The sequence below is a fragment of the Paenarthrobacter sp. E2MeOHC11 genome (assembly GCF_058744955.1).
Map to the genome: position 1 here is coordinate 4,276,416 of NZ_CP196673.1, position 18,284 is coordinate 4,294,699.

An 18,284-nucleotide genomic window follows, 5' to 3' on the forward strand; every position below is an offset into this window, starting at 1 on the left:
CCTGACGGCGGGACAGGAGGGATGCAGAGGATATGGGCGCTGATGATGCGCAGGCCTGCTTGAACGATGATGGACTCGTTGTGGCTCTGGTGAATATGCTTGCCGCCGGACCAAAGCAAGCGGCCCGTGAGGTCGTGGCTGTACGTTCCGAGTCGGCACCTCCAGTAACGGCATCGGCTTCGGGGATGCCCCAATCCTGGGATCATCAGCTCGTTGACCCTGCGGCCATGCCAGCGATTACACAAGACTTGCTCAGCGACCGACATCTCGTTTTGATGGTGCCGCCCTGGGGGCTGCCGCCCGGGTCCAAACGCAGAAGGGTTCTCATTCGTGACGGGGCGCCGGTGGAACCCGAACCTCCGGGCTGGGAAGAACAAATTCCTTTGGCAGTATCCGTTCCGCAGTCGGACGTGCACTTGTTTGTGTTGCTGCCGGTCGTCGCGGTGAGGACCGAACGATACCGCGCCTTCCGGGCCGGGCTTATGGCGAAATGGAGCATCACCGACGTTGTTGTGCTGCAGGGCGCGATCCCCGGCGTCGCCGCGCGATTTGAATGTGTCCTCCTTGGGCTCAGGCCGGAAGCCTTCGCCGACGGGAGCACGCGGTTCTTCGAACCCGGCCACCCGAATGACACTGACCCCTCCAGCGTCATCGCCGATTTTGCCCGACTGCAGCGTATGGCCGGTGGCTACACGGATTTCGGCTACGTTCTCAGGGGAGGGTTTGAGGCCGGAGATATTCTCACCCATGGGTTGCGGGACCCGAAGCTGCAGGCGACGCGGACTGACCTTGCCAACTTCGGACGGACTGTCGCGCTGAAGGACCTCTTTGAGATCCGTCGCATAAGATTCCGGGATCAAGATTTTTGTCGGGCGGATACTCCAGGAGCAGCGCGCATCATTTGGAGCCGCGACATTACGGAAAGCCCATTGCAATCGGATCGGGATCGCCCACAATGGGCAACCGTGGACCCGGGGCAGTTGCTGGAACCGGGAGACTTCCTCACCCCCGGCTTTACGCCCAGATCCAACGGCAAGGGCTTCACCGTGGTCGCCCACTCGCCTTGCGATGGGCCAGCCGTTGCCGGGCCTACCATGGTCGTTCTCCGGCCGCGTGAATCCGTTGCCCCCGAAATCATTGATTTCTCCCTGCGGTACCTTCGATCTCCGGCAGCCAGACGTGTGTACCTGAAAATGAACCCTGAAATCCGGCTCGGCAGGGGCTTTGATGAAATGGTTGTGCCGGTCGCTGATGAGGAGATTTTGGCTGCCTTGCAAAATCTTCGGGATGCCCAAAGTAACTTTCTTGAGTGGGCCGACGAAGCCGGGGCGGTCATCGATTCGATCTTCGATTATCCATCCGTCGAAAAAGCGAGACCCCGCATCATCGAAGCTGGGCGCAGCGTCCGCTCGCGAAGTCGTGAAGCCCGCAACCTTGATGACCCCGACTTCGCTGTCCGCCGTGCATTTCCTTACCCGGTAGCGCACAGATGGAGGGTCATGGAAGCGGCCCTTTCTGGCGCGGCAACACCTCAGGAGGGGTACACCTCGATCCTGGACACCACAGAATCCTTACTGGCGCTCCTAGCCCAACTGACGCTGGTTCTGGCTCAAGCGTCGAACATTGAGGTGAAGGCGAAGGCCGCGATCCAGCGCAAGTTCAAGGCAGGGTCCGGTCCAGGCATGGGGGATTGGGCGGCAGTACTTCAGGAGACTACGTCGAAGCATTTTGCTCAATCGCAGGGTGCCCTTGCAGAAATCCGAGGCATGTTCCGTCTACCCGGGGTTGAAGCCGCTCGCGTGAGACTGAACGCACGAAGGAATGATGAAGCACACAACCGCAGGGTTGAGGCCGTCGAAGTACGCGACGAGATACAGACCGCTCTCGGGGACCTGCGCACCCTGGCCCATGCGGCGAGGTTCTTGGTGGACATGCCACTGCTGCACGTGACAGGTACGTCCTGGGACTCCTATGCCCGTGAGGCGATCATAACCTTCCGGGAAATGGTAGGCGATCATTGGGTCGTCAAGTCCCAGACGACATCGGTGGCTTCCAATGAGATCGAGCGTGACAGCCTCTACGTCGTTGATCCGGAGGGCCACTGGCACCTGCTGCGTCCATACCTGGTCGTTAGAGACTGTCCACTGTGCCGCACCATCTCGACCTTCCATGTCGACACAGTGACGAAAGGCGGCCAGGTGCGGATGAAAAGTCTGGAGAACGGACACACTCTGATCGAGGATCGCGAATACGAAACCTTGGTGCAGGTCGGCATGTGCTGAAGCGCCCGGGGTGCATGGTCGAGGTCTGCAGAGCATATCAGCGGCACAACCATGGCTGTATACCCAACCCGCGCCGTCCACCGCACAACGATCCGCCATCCTGGGGGTGGACAAAGGGCCACGATTTTACCGTGGCCCTTCTATCGCTGTTGCGTGGTTGCAGCCACAGCAACTGTTCATAACAGGATGCCGACGCGGGATGCATGATCTACATGCGCTCCGACCCGGCCAGAGTAGGCGGCCACGGCTCGAACGTCAAGGAAATTGACAAGACCGTTGACGTGCCCCGCGCCTTGGATCACTCTGGAGGGACGGGGTAAGTTTTCCCGGACCGGCCCGGCCGGATTAGTGGATTTGCAGATCCTTCGGCTTTAGAACCGGTCTCATGACAGGAACCAGGGACCAGGAGCTCGGACAACGGCGCAGTAAGCCCATCTAACACTCATGAGCAAACCTTCAATCGTGTCCAAACTTTCCTGTGCCTTGCGGCGAAAGGAATCACACGATGGCACTTCTCTCAAGGTTGCCTAAGTCCCGCACGGCACAGGACGTATCTCCTCCGGTGTCGTAAGCGGAAGATGCGACCCTAAATTCGGGATGCATTCGACCAGTTCGAAGGAAACTGCACCGGCCCCGGGGGATGAACGCCTCAACGCCTGCGTCCTCTTCAAGTTCTTGGTCTCATGAACTTGTTCAAGGATGCAGCAACTTCGGCGTGCTGTTTGCTGCCCTGATTCCCTGCCCGCTCTCCGGCGTGCCGCGCCGCCCAGGTGCCCGGTCACGAGCCGGAAGCCCCACGGATATTTCCCGTGCCTCAGAACCACCAATTGAGCTAATCCCGGCCGTCCGCCAAACGGCGCCACCCGTGAATTCCGGAACCGCATAGGAATCCGTGAAGGAGGAACGGTACATGAACAAGAAAGCCACGAATCACGAGGCTTTGAGCACTCTGGGGTTCGAAAACGGGGAGGACGTGATCTCCTGGATTGATTCTTCCGGGGAGATCCGCAGCAGAAAGGCCTCCGGTGCCTGTACGCCAATGGACTTGCATCTGGCGATGCCGGCCAGGGTCGGACATCGTTACAGGCATCAAAGGAACTATCACGGCCTTTACTGGTGCGCCGGTACCCGGTCGCACGTCTGGTACGAGTCCATGTCCGAGTACAGCGCCCTCATGAACCTGGATCATCAGAGCAGCCTGGTTGCCATCGCGGCACAGCCAGCACTGATTCAGTTCGCTGACGGTACGCGGCACTACCCGGACTACTTCGCTCTCCATGACTCGGGAGTGAGAGTGATGTATGACGTGCGGCCATTGTCGTTGGTTGATGAAACGACGGTCGGACAGTTCCAGAAGACAGCCCAACTCTGTGAACGGGTTGGGTGGGGCTACGAAATATTGCATGGGCTCGAGGGCGTCCAACGGCACAATCTCGAATGGATTGCCGGATACCGTCACCCGTGGGTCCGGCCCAGCGAGGACATATCAGAGCGCATACACGAGATACTGATCCAGCCCCGGTCCTTGGACGACGTCAGTGCTCTGCTGAATCCCGGTGAGCCCTCGAAGGGCATGCCGGCGATTTTTCATCTCCTGTGGGCGCGCGAGATCGCCTACGACAACACCGTCCCATTGTCGTGGGGCACAGAACTAAGAAGGTACCAAAGTGGCTGATTTCCGCATCGGCGACACCCTTGAACTTGCCGATGGAGACTATCTGGTTGAGTCCATGGCAGGTGGAACGCTGCGCCTGCGAAACCTGCGCAGTCAGGAACTGAACATGATCCACGTCTCCGCGGTGCCGCGCCTGCTGGCGCTGCCGCCCGTGCTGGGGCCTGACCGTCCAGGCCCCAGAAGTTTCGATTCCCTGCCTGCGGAGGTGGCCGAAGGCACCAGAACCATGGCCCGACATATCGAGGAGGTCATCTACGGTAAGCCCCATGGGGAAGAGACCTGCCGGGAGGAGTATGACCCTGAGCACGTCGGCTTGTTGGAGCGCCAGCGGCGCAAAGCGGTAGAACTGTCCCGCCTCGGCCATCCGGTTTCGGAGAGAACCATCCGGCGGTGGGTGGATCTATACCGGCAATCCGGGCCGGCAGGCTTGGTCGACGGACGACAATCACGAAAGGATGTACCTCTTGGGAACTTGGACATCCGGGTCCGGGATGCCTTGGTTGCAGCAATCACCAAAGCCACCAACCGCTCCACGGGCACCGGTATTCGGCTCATCCACGAGGCGAAGGCTGAGCTTTTGCGCAAATATCCGGGAGAGGAAATTCCGATCCCCTCGGACAGGTCCCTGCGGCGCCACATAGGCGTTCTCACCAAAGGCAAATACACCGCCGGTAGCGCGGCGAACCGCAGGAGTGCCGACAACGCACCCAAGCGCATGTTCAGCGCCCGGCCGGCTATCAGTCCCGGCCACGAAGTCCAGATCGATTCCTCGCCATTCGATGTACTGGCACGGGGCATCGACGGCAGGCCAGTGAGGGCAAAACTCACGATCATGCTGTGCAAGGCAACGCAAAGCATCATCGCGACCAGCGTCAACGTGCGAGGCGTGAAAGGTGTCGACCTTGCCTTCATGTTGGCCCAATGCCTGGTTCCCAGGCCCGCCCGCCCTGGTGGTGGAGCGTTGCCCAACGAGACCGAACTGAAGGCCATGCCGTGGGCCAGGCACCTCAGCCTTGATGAGGTGGCCGCTTATGACCTGACCCGTCCCTTCATCAAGCCGCAACGCATCATGACGGACAACGGCAAGGATTATCTCTCAAGTACGTTCATGTCCGCCTGTGAAACCTTTGGCGTGGACATCACCCGCTCCGCCATCCATACACCTACAGACAAACCAAACGTCGAACGGGCGTTCCACACGATCAAAACGAAGTTCGTTCAGTACCTGCCGGGAAACACGGGCGGCAGCGTTGACCGACGCGGCGCGGCAGTCGAAAAGGAAGACCTTCTGGACATCTACACCTTGGCGGAACTTTTTGATCGCTGGGTCAGCGTGGTCTGGCAAAACATGACCCATGAGGCGCTCAGGGATCCGTTGGATCCGAGGGTCATTCATTCACCCAACAGCATGTACATGGCGATGTTTGATATGACAGGTTTCGTGCCGGTGCCCCTCTCGCCGGAGGACTACATTGCCCTGCTTCCCACTCTGGAACGGACTATCCAGGCGGACGGGATCAACGTCGACTACAGACGCTACGACTCGCCCGAACTGGGTCCTTACCGGCTGCAACCGTCGGGACGTTCCGACACCGGAGGAAAATGGGTGATCCATTACAACCCCCACAACCCGGCCGCGGTGTGGGTCCGCCACCCCGAGACGGGGGAGTGGATGGAATGCCGATGGATGAACAAGGACGCCTTCGAGAAGCCCTTCTCAGCCTCCATCCGACGTTCTGCCCGGCAAATTACCGAAGCATTCGGGGTCTTGGGAGACCAGGAAAGCACTGAGGCCACCGTCGAGATGATCGCCCAAACGCAGAACGCAAAGATCGGCAAGGCCCGGCGTGACGCGGCAGAAGCCATGGAACAAGTGTTGGCTGAACGATCGAGCAAACAATTTCCGCGGGCGACGACTCCTTTGGTAGTTGTCCCCGACGTCGACATCCTCGATGACGAATCGTATGAAGAGTACAGCGTATTCAACCCTATGAAGGGCAGCAGGTAAATGCAGTTCACAGACAACACCACAGTTACTTTGAACACCTGGGAGGCCCTGACCCGGTTGGTTTCCGCGGACTATGAGCCTTTCCAGATGCCCGACATCGAAGAGTATCGGGTTCTGGACACCATCGGCATTGGGTCCTTCAACGCACGCCGTAAACGTCTTCTCAGCGGAGAAATCACCATCGAGACACCGCAACTGGACGATCTGATCCGAGCCACCGAAATGGCCATGGCACAGAATCACGCCGCCCCTGCAGGCCGGCGTGGTGTCATGGTCACCGGGCCTTCGTCGGTAGGCAAGACAACCGCCTGCATAGCGTTGATGAGGTACGTCTACGCGGAATTCAATCGCCAATGCCCGGAGTATGTTGCTGACGGGGCAATCCCAGTCGCCTACGTCGAAGTGCCACCGAGTTCAACCCCGAAGGGCGTCATGCAACGGTTCGCCGACTTCTATGCACTCCCTTACGCCGAACGCACCTCACTGAACGCACTGCGGAAAATGGTGGTTTCGGCCGTCAGGCAATGCAGAACACAAGTGATCGTCGTGGACGAACTCCACAACCTTTCCAGAATCAGTCAAGTGAACGGGCAAAGCGTAGACACGCTCAAAGACCTGTCCAACGACTGCCCGGCTACCTTCGTATATGCCGGAATCCATCTGGACCGCGGCGGTTTGCTTGCCGGTGAACGGGGCGATCAAGTTTCCCGACGTTTCAGCAGGGTCTCCATGCAGGTTTATGGTTACGCGACGCCGGAGCAACGTAGGTCATGGAGAAGCGTGGTCATGGGCTTCTCCAAAGCACTCCCACTGTTCAATCACGAACCGAAGTCGCTCCTGGTGGAGGCCGAATGGTTGCACGAGCGAAGCGGCGGCAATATCGGCACGCTTCAGAGCATCCTTGTGCAGTCAGCGTTCAGGGTGATCGATGCTGATGATCCGGAGAACGAACGCTTGAGCCGCGAACTGATGAGTGAAGCCCTGCGGGATCTGCGGGCCGAAGCGGGAGAGGCAACACTTTTGCGCACCCGCGCGGCCGCCAAAGCCAGGGCTAAACTCTCATCAAGGAAACCTCATGCAGCATAGGCAGCTGCCAGGGCCCATGCGGCTTAGCCCCTACCCATTGGAAACCTCACGCAGTTTCAGCAGGCGCCTGGAGGGTGCCTTGGGATTGGGGAACGGCGGCCTGCACTCAGTTGCGGGCTCGACCGCAGCCCGGTCCCAGGCGACCCGGCCCAACCATGACGATATTGACGCAGTGACTCTCATAGCCGCTCAACTATGCGGTATTGAGAACGGGTGGTTCGCTGCTGAAGAACGTTTATACGCCATACCCGGTACGGGCATTCGACTGCTGTGCGCGGACTGTGCCAACCACGAACTGGTCGAAACGCTTCCCCATATGCAGAGAAACTGCTGCCTTGTCCACCATAAATGGACGGGCCCGGAACCGGGGCCGCTGGCCGGCCAGCGGAAAGTACCCATGGCTCCTGGTCGATGGTCATCTGTATCTATAAGTAAAGAAATCCTCACGTCTGAGGGCACATATCGCGATCTGGTGAGCCAAGGCCGGACCAACCTCACTTTGATCATAGCGATCATCGGCATCGTGGACACCTCGCATGGAAGGGCCACCGAGCACATCGTCACTCCGTCGAACTACACTGAGGTCGTTAAGCTCCTGCAATTCCTCACGGACAATACCGCTCTGGAACCGCTACTGGATCCACGACAAACCTTCGCGGAGGCATACCGCCAGCTGACTGAGTCGATCACCACGCTGATCCCTCAGGTACGACCGGCCACGGTAGACGGAGTCTGGCTGCTGCTCCGACCGACGTTCCTAGCCGTACGGGATTCTATGCTGGGGGCCTTCCCCGGAAATGAGTTCGCACCCATCATCTCCCCGAGCTGCGACCCAGCCCTCGCCAGCCAGGTGATCCGCCCCTTGGAACCCTTCGGCCGGTATCTCCGACAGGGTGCACGACAAAACGAACTGGAATCCTGGGTCGAAACTTATGCTGTACCGGGCAATAGGGCTGCGAAATCAGGTGACCTCCCCAAGGGAACGGCAACTCTCATCATCTGCAAAGAAGGGCACGTCATCGAGCGTTCCCGAGGCAAGATTGTTCAGTCCATAAGTTCCGGCGGTGCGCTCTGCTCGATCTGCAGCGGTCAGACGCCTTTGCCTGGGTACAACACTTTGGCCGACACACACCCATACCTTGCACTTCAGTGGGACACCCCCGGCAACGAAGGCCGAGGACCCGAAACCGTGATCCCCGGCAGCAACAAGCGTGCCGCATGGATGTGCCCTGTAGGCCATAGGTTTGTGGCTATCATCGTCAACCGGACACGAAATGGGTCCGGATGCCCTGTCTGCGCCAACTTCCTCCTACAGCCTGGGGTCAACGACTTAGCAACCACGCATCCCGGGTTAGCAGCGGAATGGCATCCCGAGCTGAACAATGGGCTGACGCCGGACCAGTTCATAGGGGGCCAGAAAGGCAGGTTTGCCTGGTTGTGCCCGGAGGGGCACACGTACTACAAGCCAATCAGCAAACGAAAGTCCGGCCAAGGATGCCCGGTCTGCAGTGGACGTACAGTGATGCCTGGGATCAACGACCTGGCCACCACCCATCCGAAGCTGGCAGCCCAGTGGGATAAGGAACTCAACGGAGAACTCACACCAGAGGCAGTATCGGCAGGAAGTGAAAAGAGCGTGTATTGGAGGTGCCCCCGGGGGCACTCGTACGACGCCTTCCCCGTGAACAGGACCGGATACAAGAAAGCAGGGTGCCCGTACTGCTCGAAAAGGAAGCTGCTCGTAGGCTTCAACGACCTCGCAACCCAGTATCCGGCCCTCGCCAAAGATTGGAACAGTGCACGGAACGGGGGCCTTTCGGCGGAGGATGTCCTACCGGGCAGCAGACTTTGGTGGTGGACATGCAGTTACGGCCATGATCAGCACATGATGTTCCGCAACAGGCTTCGCGCCGGGGGGTGTACAGCCTGCCCACCGGATCGGAGGCGATCAGCCGAGACCGAACCGGCCGATCCAGCCTTGACTCCCAGGTAGTGCCGCAGGACTCTTATGAAGAGGACAGGCGAAGACGAATCAGTCCTGGAGAAAGGCTGCGGGTGATGGCTGGCAGGCATACGAGAGGATCCGTCGATACCGGGGAGCTTCACACCTATAGTGAACATGACCTTTGTCTCTGCGGCCGCAAAGCCCCTCAGGCAATATCCCGTGCCGAGCTTGCTGCCGAAGCGAACGGGTGGCGCCGTGTCGAGCGTGCCGCCGCGAAGCTCCGGGTCACCCTGGATGCGAGACTCAACCGAGCGACCCCGACATCAGCGCTCGATTTGGCCAGGGAGTCAGGGGAACCCGTCCTGGGGCAGGGCTGGGAAGAAGTCACGGTGCGGCGCCTTGAAGCGGAAGCGCGCCGCCGCTGCGCCTGCAGCTGCCACAGCTCGTTGACATTGAATTCATGACGACCGGATGGCATGGTGTGCCTGGCCCGCACCCTCCTGGCCCTCATCCTGCATGAGCTGCTGAGGTGACCGGCGCAGGTGACTACTCGCGGTTCCGAGGAATTTAACGATCCGGACATGCGACTTGCCGACAGGTGATTGCGGAAATGAATGTGCGCAGGTTTAGCGTGATTCTTACCGGGCCGAGCACCCCCAACAAGTTTGGCGACAAGGGAAGGGGTGCCCGGCCAAAGAGCAGTAGATAGAGGTCCGCTGCTGGCTTCATGGTACGCAGGCTGTTCGCCGACGGGCAACAACCAAGTGGCCGTGTTTCTGGTCGGTTGGCCTCGGAAACGAGGTGTGCGATGGGCAGACATTCCAAACCCAGACCCGGGTTGGCAAAGTGGACTCCCAAGGACTGGGCTTACCTGCTGACTTCTGTTGGCTACCTTGCCGAGAAAGCGTGGAAGATCTTGAAGGACTGGGGGAATGTCCTAGCCGGACCAAGGCATGGCCGCGGCGCCCGGCGGCCATGCACCGGTGTACAGCACCCGTGTTTCCTGGAATTTAGACCCCGCACTCCTGACGCGCTGCCTTCTCCGTGGCGAAAAATGCGAAAGGTGGCTGCCAGTACCACTCCCGCAGACCAGTAGGTGCCGTGCAAATCGTCCGTTCTCCCAAGTCATCTTCTCCGATCCATGTGATGTCAGTCTGTTTCATATTTACAACCATGGTTTGCTTTCCTTGCGTACCGATGACATAGCCGTAAACCGTCCTGGTTTCTGCTCCACTTTTGACGGCTATCTTCTCGGATGGAACCCAAGGCCTCCACGTGATGAAAATGACCATACTTAGTACGCTCAGCGTGACTCCCCACAAGAAGAGGTTCCTGAGTATCTTTGGGAGTCTCTTCGGTTCCTTGTTCATCTTCCGCAGCACAAGCTGGATCAATGAGATCAGAATGAAAAGTATGAGCCCTGCGAAAGCTACCACAATGAAAAGCGTGGGAACTGCCATGAAGATCAGCGGCACGCAGAGAGCTAACAAGGCTCCTTGAGTGCCGGCGACCTTCCATGACCTCTTAGGGTTGGTTTCCGGGGACAGGTACCGACTGATGCTGGGAAGAAAGTATGCCAGCACCGCTGCAATGGGTAAGGCCGTAAATAGAGTTGACGTCAGAATTGTGAACTGCTGGCCGACGCTCAGAATGGCCAGCGCCATGGAAGAGTCTCCTCGCGAGAACATCAAGATGCGAGTAACACAAAGCACAATGAGCGCGCTCGACAGTAGCAGGCCAGCGTGCTGCTGGAGGGTCGATTTGAACGCTTGCGCTTTGGTTTGCTGATCCAGGAGAGTCACGTTGCCTATTGTCCCTTGCCGACTATCGTGCACCCACATTTGGATGCTCCGTCTGTGATCTCGTCATGCGTGATGGCCGCAAGTGGCACAGCGACCAGAGCTCACCAGGTTCCCGTGGTGGCGAACAGGCTTGTTCGGCTTGTGGCGCCATGGGAAGTGGACAGTGCACGGCTGGACAGTTCCTGTATGGCGGGTGGTCGTTACTCAGGTTGTCGACGGCGAGCTCATCTGAGCATGTCCAGGCCCCCGGGTGCCGGAGCAGGGCACTCCGGTACGGGCGGGTCGCGAATGCTTGGAGGTGGTCCCGTGCTGGGCAGTCCGCCCGGTTACCGCTGAATCTCGCCTTTCTTCGCGGAGGAATCCCGGTTGCCCAGTTGTGCCAGCCGTGCGGCCACTTTATCCTTGGGCCGGGGATGGCTCTGCGTACAAACATCATCAGTAAGAGCCATGGGCTGTCCGCACTGCCAGCATGTCCAGGACGTTGCTTCCTGGATGACGGTCGGAAGTTGGTCGATCAGTTCCTTCGGCCACTCAGGGACCGGGAGAGATTCATTCCTGATTTCAAGATCACTGTCCTGGAAGTTCTGTATCAACGTTGGATAGTCCTTCTTCTCCCAAGCACGAATGGTTTGAACCCGTCTGGCCCCGCTTCGGCATAGCGCGTCTTCATCGACCCACTTCATGCCGGGGCGATGCCATTCGGTAACGATGCCGAGTTCCTTCTTTGCCTGGGGCGTTACCGCCGCCACAAGATGCTCCAGCTCTTTAATGGCTGAATCTGAGACCTCCGTAGCGGCCAGAAACAAGGTGAAGGCCAAACGGCCAAGCCAATTGTTTCGCGACCGCCAAGCTGACAGGGCGTCGTCTTCCCACCCGGCAGAAGGGGACAGTGTGGCTTTTGGTGTTCTTGGCGATGGGACGGTAAGCCTTAGTCCCTCATCGGGCCCTACCGCAAGCACCGCCCTTATCTGGGCTGCGACTTGGCCTGTGGGGAGGGAGGAGTCGTCTACAAGCCTTCGGATTGTTTGGCACGCCAGCGCGTGATGCTTCTCCGCCGCCCAGTAGAGCTGTCCGAACGGCAAATCGTTGATGCGAAGCAAAGTGTAAGCAGCCGATGCAGCATCCAAATGCCAGAGGTCAGCGGCTGAGCACGCTTCAGGCTCCCCTAGGGCATCTCTCATCAATTCGTCGGGCTGCGAGGTTTTGCTGAATGACTCAGGGAAGGCAGCAAGAAAGTCCCCTTCCAGACCGCTGTCGTGGAACGCGACTTCGTCATGAAATCCCTTTGCCCTGAGCAGTTTCCGGACATGGTCGAAACTTTCGGTCGGGCCGATCAAGGAGCCAGCAAGCACTCGGGACGCCAGCCGGCTTTGGGATGGGTCAATGATCTCCGCAGCGTGTTCGGCAACCACCTCTATACCCGAGACATCGATGTCCTGCCAGGCCGTTACGTAGCCGTCAGACCAGGCCTTATCCGGTACGGGAGGCAGCGCTGCTTCGATAAGCTGCCAGGGTTCCTCCGTCTGAGTGTTTTGAGAGTTGCCTATTGCCAGCAGAGCCAAGAGGACGGCCTTTTGCCGGTTCTCCAACTGGAAGTCCGCAAAATCGCGCAGCTGCTGCTTCTGCTTGCTGGACAGGGGCAAGCCAGCGAGCCTGACAGCCAACCGATAGGCAGAATCCTCGGGGCCGCTTAGAAATTTCAGGGCGTCGATTCCGGACGAATCATTGTTAGAATCCGTGCCGCGGGGCATGAATGGAAGCCTTTGCGTTTGCGCATCCAGCACCCGGGCAAAAGTTGCGTCGCTGAGTTTGGCCCCTTCATCAACTGCGTCGAGTACGACATCCAAGAACTCCACCTCGCCGTCGGCCGCGATGGTGGCGATCCATTCCATTGCTTCAGCTTTGAGCCCACACAGTAGGCGCACCGTTACGAAAGACTCCGGATCGGACTTGTTGGCAAGCACCCAGGCCTTCATGACATCGATGTCACGGGCGAGAAGCATGGCAACGCCGATTTCTGCGAAGAGCCTGGAACGTGCACGTAGCAGTCCTTCTTCTGTGGAAGTGACGAAGACTGCCGCAGTAGTGTCCCAAAAGCTCAGGATGGCTCTTGCATAGTCGTAAGTGGCTGGGCCAGGGATGTTCCATGCCTTTTGGAGACGACGTTCTACGGCCTCCAGCGCCGTCGTCCATTCCCCGTCGCCAGCCACAACCCCCGCAATGTCAGCAAAAGTGTCTAAGACGATATGAGCCTGATAATCAAGCGCCAGGCCCGGAGCGATGCTGTCTATTCGCGCCATCTCCCAACGTTTAACGCTGGAGTCCAGTGCGGCCCGGAGCAACCCGGAGCGGGAGCGTGGGACACTTGCGGGTCCGTGGGCGACAAGAACCGAAATCATCAGCATCGCCAGCAACGGCACTGCCCAAAGATCACCATCTTGACGCCGGGATGACCCGACGAAGGCGCGTCGGATTTGCAACCATTCGGCGCGGTCCGTCTTCTTTTTTACCGTCTCAGAGAACCTGACGAGGAGGTCATCATCCAAGGACGACAGATCTTTAGGCGGTAGAAGTTCGACGTGGGGCAGACGGATGCCGCTATCTGCCGCCGCCGGGTAGCGGCTCGAGACAACCAAGTCCGTGTGGCCCTGGAGCCCCCTCAGGAACTTGTTGAGCCAACCCGCCACCAAGGAACGGTGAGTGGAGACCTCGTCCAGGCCGTCAAACAGGTAAATGACGAAGCCCTCCGTCATGGCCGCAAGAAAGGCGCTTTCCAGAACTTGATTCCCACTGGCAAGGAATTGGGCCAAGTCTCGCAGACCCCATTGAACCGTGGAACGGACCTCCATGGCTTTGGCGAGTTCACGAAGGCGGAAGGGCAACGGGAGAGGTGCGGCTTCATTTGCCGCGAAGTTTGCTGCGATCTGGGTCAGCGAAAACGACTTCCCAGTCCCTGGCCCGCCCACCAGAAGGTATCGGCCTTGTCTCCGGGTCACATCTAGCAGGGAGAACTCGTCGCGGGATTTGCTCCTGGGTTCCTCGGACTTAGCCGGTCGATTCAGTCGTACCCTCAGTGCCTGTGAACATTCAGGTCTTGTGAAGGCTTCTAGATGGATTTCAGTGGATGGGAAGTGGACCAAGTCTTTTTGGGCAGCGAGATCGCACCGAAATATGGCTAGTTCGTCGTCCTGTGCCTGTTGGCGGGCGGCGAGAGCGCCCATAGGGTCGGCAAGGACAGGTATGTGTGCGTGACGAAGGACGGCTCGCCAACCGGCAATGTCGCTACCCGCACGCTGGCGGCTCTGATCGTGAAATGAGCTTTCCAGGATTGCAAAGGCGGCGTTTCCACTTCCCGGGGCCACAACTGAAGAGTCCAATAAGGCACTCCCAAGTTGGACTGCCTGTCCCTGGGGGGAGGTGTCGAGAATGACTATGTGTACTTTTCCCAGCAATGATTGCGCAGTGGATTTGCCTAGGTGGTGGTGCTCGGTCAAAAGGCGGATCGCATCTTCGATCGCCGTGTTTTCACCCGACGAGAGCGATGTGTTGGCCCGCTGGTGTTCCAGCGCTTTACCGAGCTTCGTGAGTGACCCGGAGGCCGTGGCCACCAGAAGAATGAACCTGTCTACCGCCGCTGCCGTGCCGTTGAACTCCGCGGCCACCCACTGCGCGACGGACTTTTTGTACTCTTTACCCAGACCACATGAGTTCTTAGCTTGTATGTGGATCGTATTGCCATCGCTGAGTACGACTTCAATGTCGTCGACCTCATTGTCCGTTTCCAGTGAGATTCTTTCAGGCCATGCATCCGGTCCCAGCCAGGGAACGCTCTTGCCGTTCAGCCCGCAGGCGGCGATGAGTGCCGCAGCTATGCTCCGATGGTTGGAGCCGCTTTCTCCCGCGGCTCCTCCGATCGCACCCTGATTCACCAATGCGGACCCCTTACAGCTATACCCGCCGACAGTGGCCAATAATCGCACGCGTGAGGGGCTCATCCAAATATAGGCGAACGAATCAAAGCGGCGTTTTCGTGAGGTGAGCAGTTTCCCTCATTGCGCGAGCAGCCGACGGGGACGCGCCTCGACGGGGGCTCGGTCGGGCGATCTCGGTGCTCATCGTCAGGAGAATTGACCCACAATTAGCCTTCCGACTAAATTTAGCCGTAGGACTAAACGCGTATGAAAGAGAAACCATGCAGGCCATGACTTTCGCCAACCCGTACCGCCCTGGAGCTGGACACATGCCGCCCCATTTGGCCGGCCGAGAGAGCGAGTATCGCGACTTCCAACGCCTATTGGAGCAGGACAGGGTCGTGGACAATCTGATCCTGACAGGGCTTAGGGGCGTCGGTAAAACAGTACTCATGGAGACATTCCGTCCTCGTGCCATTGCTTCGGGGTGGGTGTGGGTCGGCACTGATCTATCGGAATCTGCCAGTGTTACCGAGGCCACCATGGCTACCAGACTCATCACGGATCTGGCAGTGGCAACCTCTTCGGTGTCGGTGGAGCAGGGCGTGGACGTTCCCACGGGGTTCAGTGCGAAGGCACCTTCCCGCGTACGAGTGCCCGTGACCTATCAGATACTGATGAAACTCTACGAGAACACCCCGGGTCTCCCTCTTGACAAGGTTAAGGCCGTTCTTCGGTTTGCCCATGAGTGTCTGGCCTCCATCGGGACGCCCAAGGTGGTCTTTGCCTACGATGAAGCACAAAACCTGGCGGACAACTCTGCCAGAAATGAGTTTCCCCTCTCAGTGCTGTTGGACGCCTTCCAATCGGTGCAGCGGGAAGGGATACCCTTCCTGCTCCTGCTGACTGGGCTGCCGACGCTCTTTCCTAAACTGGTCGAATCCAGAACCTACGCAGAGCGGATGTTTCGTGTTCTGTCGCTTGGCCGGCTCAGCAAAGACGAAAGTAAAGAGGCGATACTGAAGCCTTTGGACGTCGCGGACTGCCCTGTGCTGTTTGACGAGGCGTCCGTGCAAACGTTGATCCGGGAGTCCGGGGGATACCCCTACTTCATCCAGTTCATGTGCAGGGAAGTATTTGACGTCATCATTCAACATGCGGCGCGCGGCGAGATGCAGCCCGTGCCGGTGGACGCCATCCAGCGGAAATTGGACGCCGACTTCTTCGCGGGGCGGTGGGCGAAGGTAACTGACAGGCAGCGTCAACTCCTCTTTGCCGCCACTTCGCTCAACCGCGGTGACGATGAGTTCACGATCCAAGAGTTGGTGGAAGCATCCAAGGCAGTTCTGCATAAAGGCTTCACGCCCAGCCACGTCAACCAGATACTGGGCAGCCTCAGTGATCAGGGGTTGATCTACAAGAACCGTTTCGGCAAGTACTCCTTTGCTGTGCCGTTGCTGAGTGAGTTCATCAAACGAACCACAGAGGGAGCGGTTGACCAAGGCATGTTTTGAAATGCCGTCTTCCGTGCCGCGGGCCGGGGTTGGAGCCGGCAGTATTCTCACAACCTCGTCCCTGTATCCACGTTCGCAGAGGCGGCCGCGAAACGCCGCAGCGGTCTCAGGGATACTGCCGATGGTGACTATGATTACTGCATAGCATTCACCACTCGGCGTGCAGACGCATCATTCGCGACCTAGCGGAGGTAGCCGCGCCGCCGGCGTACTGAGGAGAGCAATGACCGAAAGGTTGGAAGACCTGGCTGCTGATGAGCAGGTCAAGCGCATGAAGTTGATGTCCGATACGATTTCGGACCTGCTCGTGGCCGAAGGCGGGACGATGTCGCTCAAGGCGTCTCGGGAACAAGCTGCAGAAAAGCTTAAGACGACGGTTGATGAAGTCGATTACGGCGTGGTCTATGGGGAAGCCACCCACAGGTTCAGCATGGCGGACAGCGCCGGCTTCCTTACGGCCATCGCTTAAGCTACTTCGCCATGACGATTGGGGACCCATTGGGTGAAGAACTGGAAAAATTGCCCGACGGGTCTCTGGTCGTGGAGAACCAAAAAACAAGTCGCCATAATCGACGTCTTGCCGGTAGCCCGGGCGAGCACGACTTGCGCACGGAGACCGAAAAGGACCGTGGCCGGATAAATTATTCGGGTTTTCTGCGGCGCCTTTCTGGGGTTACACAGGTCGTATCACCGGACCTCGGCACTCCGCGACTTCATTCCCGTGAATCGCATTCGCAGAAAGTTGGCTTGGTCTCACGCGAAATCGCCGAGCAGATAACCCGACAGGCGGCGGTGGATGCAGATCTCGCCAAGGTCATCAAAGGCTTCGGCGGCTTGGACGTGTCCGCAACCGAAGCAGCGGGGTTGGCGCACGATCTCGGGCATCCGCCCTTCGGGCATGTCGGAGAAGTTGTTCTCAACGAGCTCTTAAGACGCAAAGGCGTCGCGGATGGCTTCGAAGGTAACGCCCAGTCGTTTCGTATTGTCACACGCTTGGACTCGCGGCGCATTGACGCCTTGGGAACCGGATTGAATCTTACGGCGGTCACGTTAGCCGCAATCTTGAAGTATCCGTTCATGTGTCCACCCGAACAGATGCTCAAGGGCAGCGATGAACTTAAGGCAGCATCGGTACCACCCAAGTTTGGCGCCTATGTCTCGGACAAGAACGAATTTGAACGGGTCATGAAGCATACGGCCTCCGATGTCCGCGGCGATCGGCAATCGCTGGAAGCATCAATCATGGACTTGGCAGACGATATTACATACGCCATCCACGACCTGGAAGATTTCCACCAGGAAGATGCCATCGACTTTGACGAGGTGCGCGCTGATCTCAGACGAGCCCACAAGAAACTGGGCGAGACTCAGCTGAAAGACATAGACCGCGCGGACCGGAACCCGTTTGTGCAGGCTGCCCTCAAGCTGAATGAGGACTACCCCGAGTACTTCAATAAAGACCGCTACGTCGCCAAACTCACGAGGACTGAGGACATGCTTGAGACTGGCGGCCTTGCCAGTCGGCACAGTGGCAGCCGGCTGCAGGCCAGCCGGATACAGTCGAAGATGGGCGTGACCATCGAGGAGTTCTTCGGGGCCGTCCGGGTCAGTGCCGATCCACAGTGGAAGGGCGGGCCCAGCGTCTACCTGGAGCCGCATGCATGGCATATGATGCAGTGCTTGAAAACGATCACCCGGCGGTATGTCGTCGACACCCCAAAGATCGGCCTCATCCAGCGTGCGCAGCGGAAGGTGCTCACAGAGTTGTTTGAGGGCCTCTGTGAATGGGTGGGGTCAGAGCCCATGTTTGCTGAGTTGCCGCAGCCACTGGCAGACTATTTGAAAGATGCCTCTCCCGGCGCGTCTGGTAAGGTGCCGGGTACTCTTTCGCCGGACCACTTCCGGGCCATCGCCGACTATATCTGCAGTCTGTCAGATCAGGAATGCTATGCACGGTCGAGTTGGATAAGGGGCGTTGAAGTCCCCGGATTGGCTCTTGCGCGCTGATCCGACATGGCATGGCTGTGAAATCCGTAACCTGCCTACTCTAAGCATCTGCTA

Annotated in this window: 10 protein-coding genes; 8 read left to right on the plus strand and 2 right to left on the minus strand. The window is 58.7% G+C overall.

Annotation, left to right across the window (positions count from 1 at the left end; genetic code table 11):
* Positions 1-32 precede the first annotated feature (32 nt).
* The 5 genes from ACSSVG_RS19910 to ACSSVG_RS19930 all read left to right on the plus strand — a co-directional run bounded on the left by ACSSVG_RS19910 (position 33) and on the right by ACSSVG_RS19930 (position 9,044).
* Entirely contained in the window at positions 33-2,282 is a 2,250-nt protein-coding gene (locus ACSSVG_RS19910; RefSeq protein ID WP_231338641.1) for a hypothetical protein, read from the plus strand.
* A 910-nt stretch (positions 2,283-3,192) separates the two neighbouring features.
* A complete protein-coding gene (locus ACSSVG_RS19915) occupies positions 3,193-3,957 on the plus strand; it encodes a TnsA-like heteromeric transposase endonuclease subunit (protein ID WP_492415948.1) in 765 nt (254 codons plus the stop codon).
* On the plus strand, positions 3,950-5,965 hold the full coding sequence (locus tag ACSSVG_RS19920) for a transposase (RefSeq protein WP_492415950.1): 2,016 nt from the start codon (positions 3,950-3,952) through the stop codon (positions 5,963-5,965). The genes ACSSVG_RS19915 and ACSSVG_RS19920 overlap by 8 nt, the downstream gene beginning before the upstream one ends.
* Complete coding sequence (locus tag ACSSVG_RS19925) at positions 5,966-7,051, plus strand: ATP-binding protein (RefSeq protein WP_231338637.1); 1,086 nt, start codon at positions 5,966-5,968, stop codon at positions 7,049-7,051. It begins immediately after the preceding gene.
* A 172-nt stretch (positions 7,052-7,223) separates the two neighbouring features.
* Positions 7,224-9,044: a zinc-ribbon domain-containing protein gene (locus ACSSVG_RS19930; protein ID WP_492415952.1), complete on the plus strand. Its 1,821-nt coding sequence runs from the start codon at positions 7,224-7,226 to the stop codon at positions 9,042-9,044.
* Positions 9,045-10,006: 962 nt separating this feature from the next.
* Here ACSSVG_RS19930 and ACSSVG_RS19935 read toward each other — a convergent pair.
* Together ACSSVG_RS19935 and ACSSVG_RS19940 are read right to left on the minus strand one after the other, a co-directional pair.
* Positions 10,007-10,660, minus strand: a complete 654-nt coding sequence (locus tag ACSSVG_RS19935; RefSeq protein ID WP_231338635.1) for a hypothetical protein — start codon at positions 10,658-10,660, stop codon at positions 10,007-10,009.
* 464 nt (positions 10,661-11,124) lie between these two features.
* Positions 11,125-14,730, minus strand: coding sequence for an NACHT domain-containing protein (locus ACSSVG_RS19940; protein ID WP_492415954.1), 3,606 nt, complete (start codon positions 14,728-14,730; stop codon positions 11,125-11,127).
* 269 nt (positions 14,731-14,999) lie between these two features.
* Here ACSSVG_RS19940 and ACSSVG_RS19945 point away from each other — a divergent pair, with 269 nt between their 5' ends.
* From ACSSVG_RS19945 to ACSSVG_RS19955, 3 genes are all read left to right on the plus strand, one after another.
* Positions 15,000-16,223, plus strand: coding sequence for an ATP-binding protein (locus ACSSVG_RS19945; protein WP_492415956.1), 1,224 nt, complete (start codon positions 15,000-15,002; stop codon positions 16,221-16,223).
* A gap of 223 nt (positions 16,224-16,446) precedes the next feature.
* Entirely contained in the window at positions 16,447-16,692 is a 246-nt protein-coding gene (locus ACSSVG_RS19950; RefSeq protein ID WP_231338632.1) for a hypothetical protein, read from the plus strand.
* Positions 16,693-16,703: 11 nt separating this feature from the next.
* Positions 16,704-18,230 carry a deoxyguanosinetriphosphate triphosphohydrolase family protein gene (locus tag ACSSVG_RS19955; RefSeq protein WP_231338631.1) on the plus strand — a complete coding sequence of 509 codons (1,527 nt, stop codon included), beginning with the start codon at positions 16,704-16,706 and terminating at the stop codon, positions 18,228-18,230.
* Positions 18,231-18,284 lie beyond the last annotated feature (54 nt).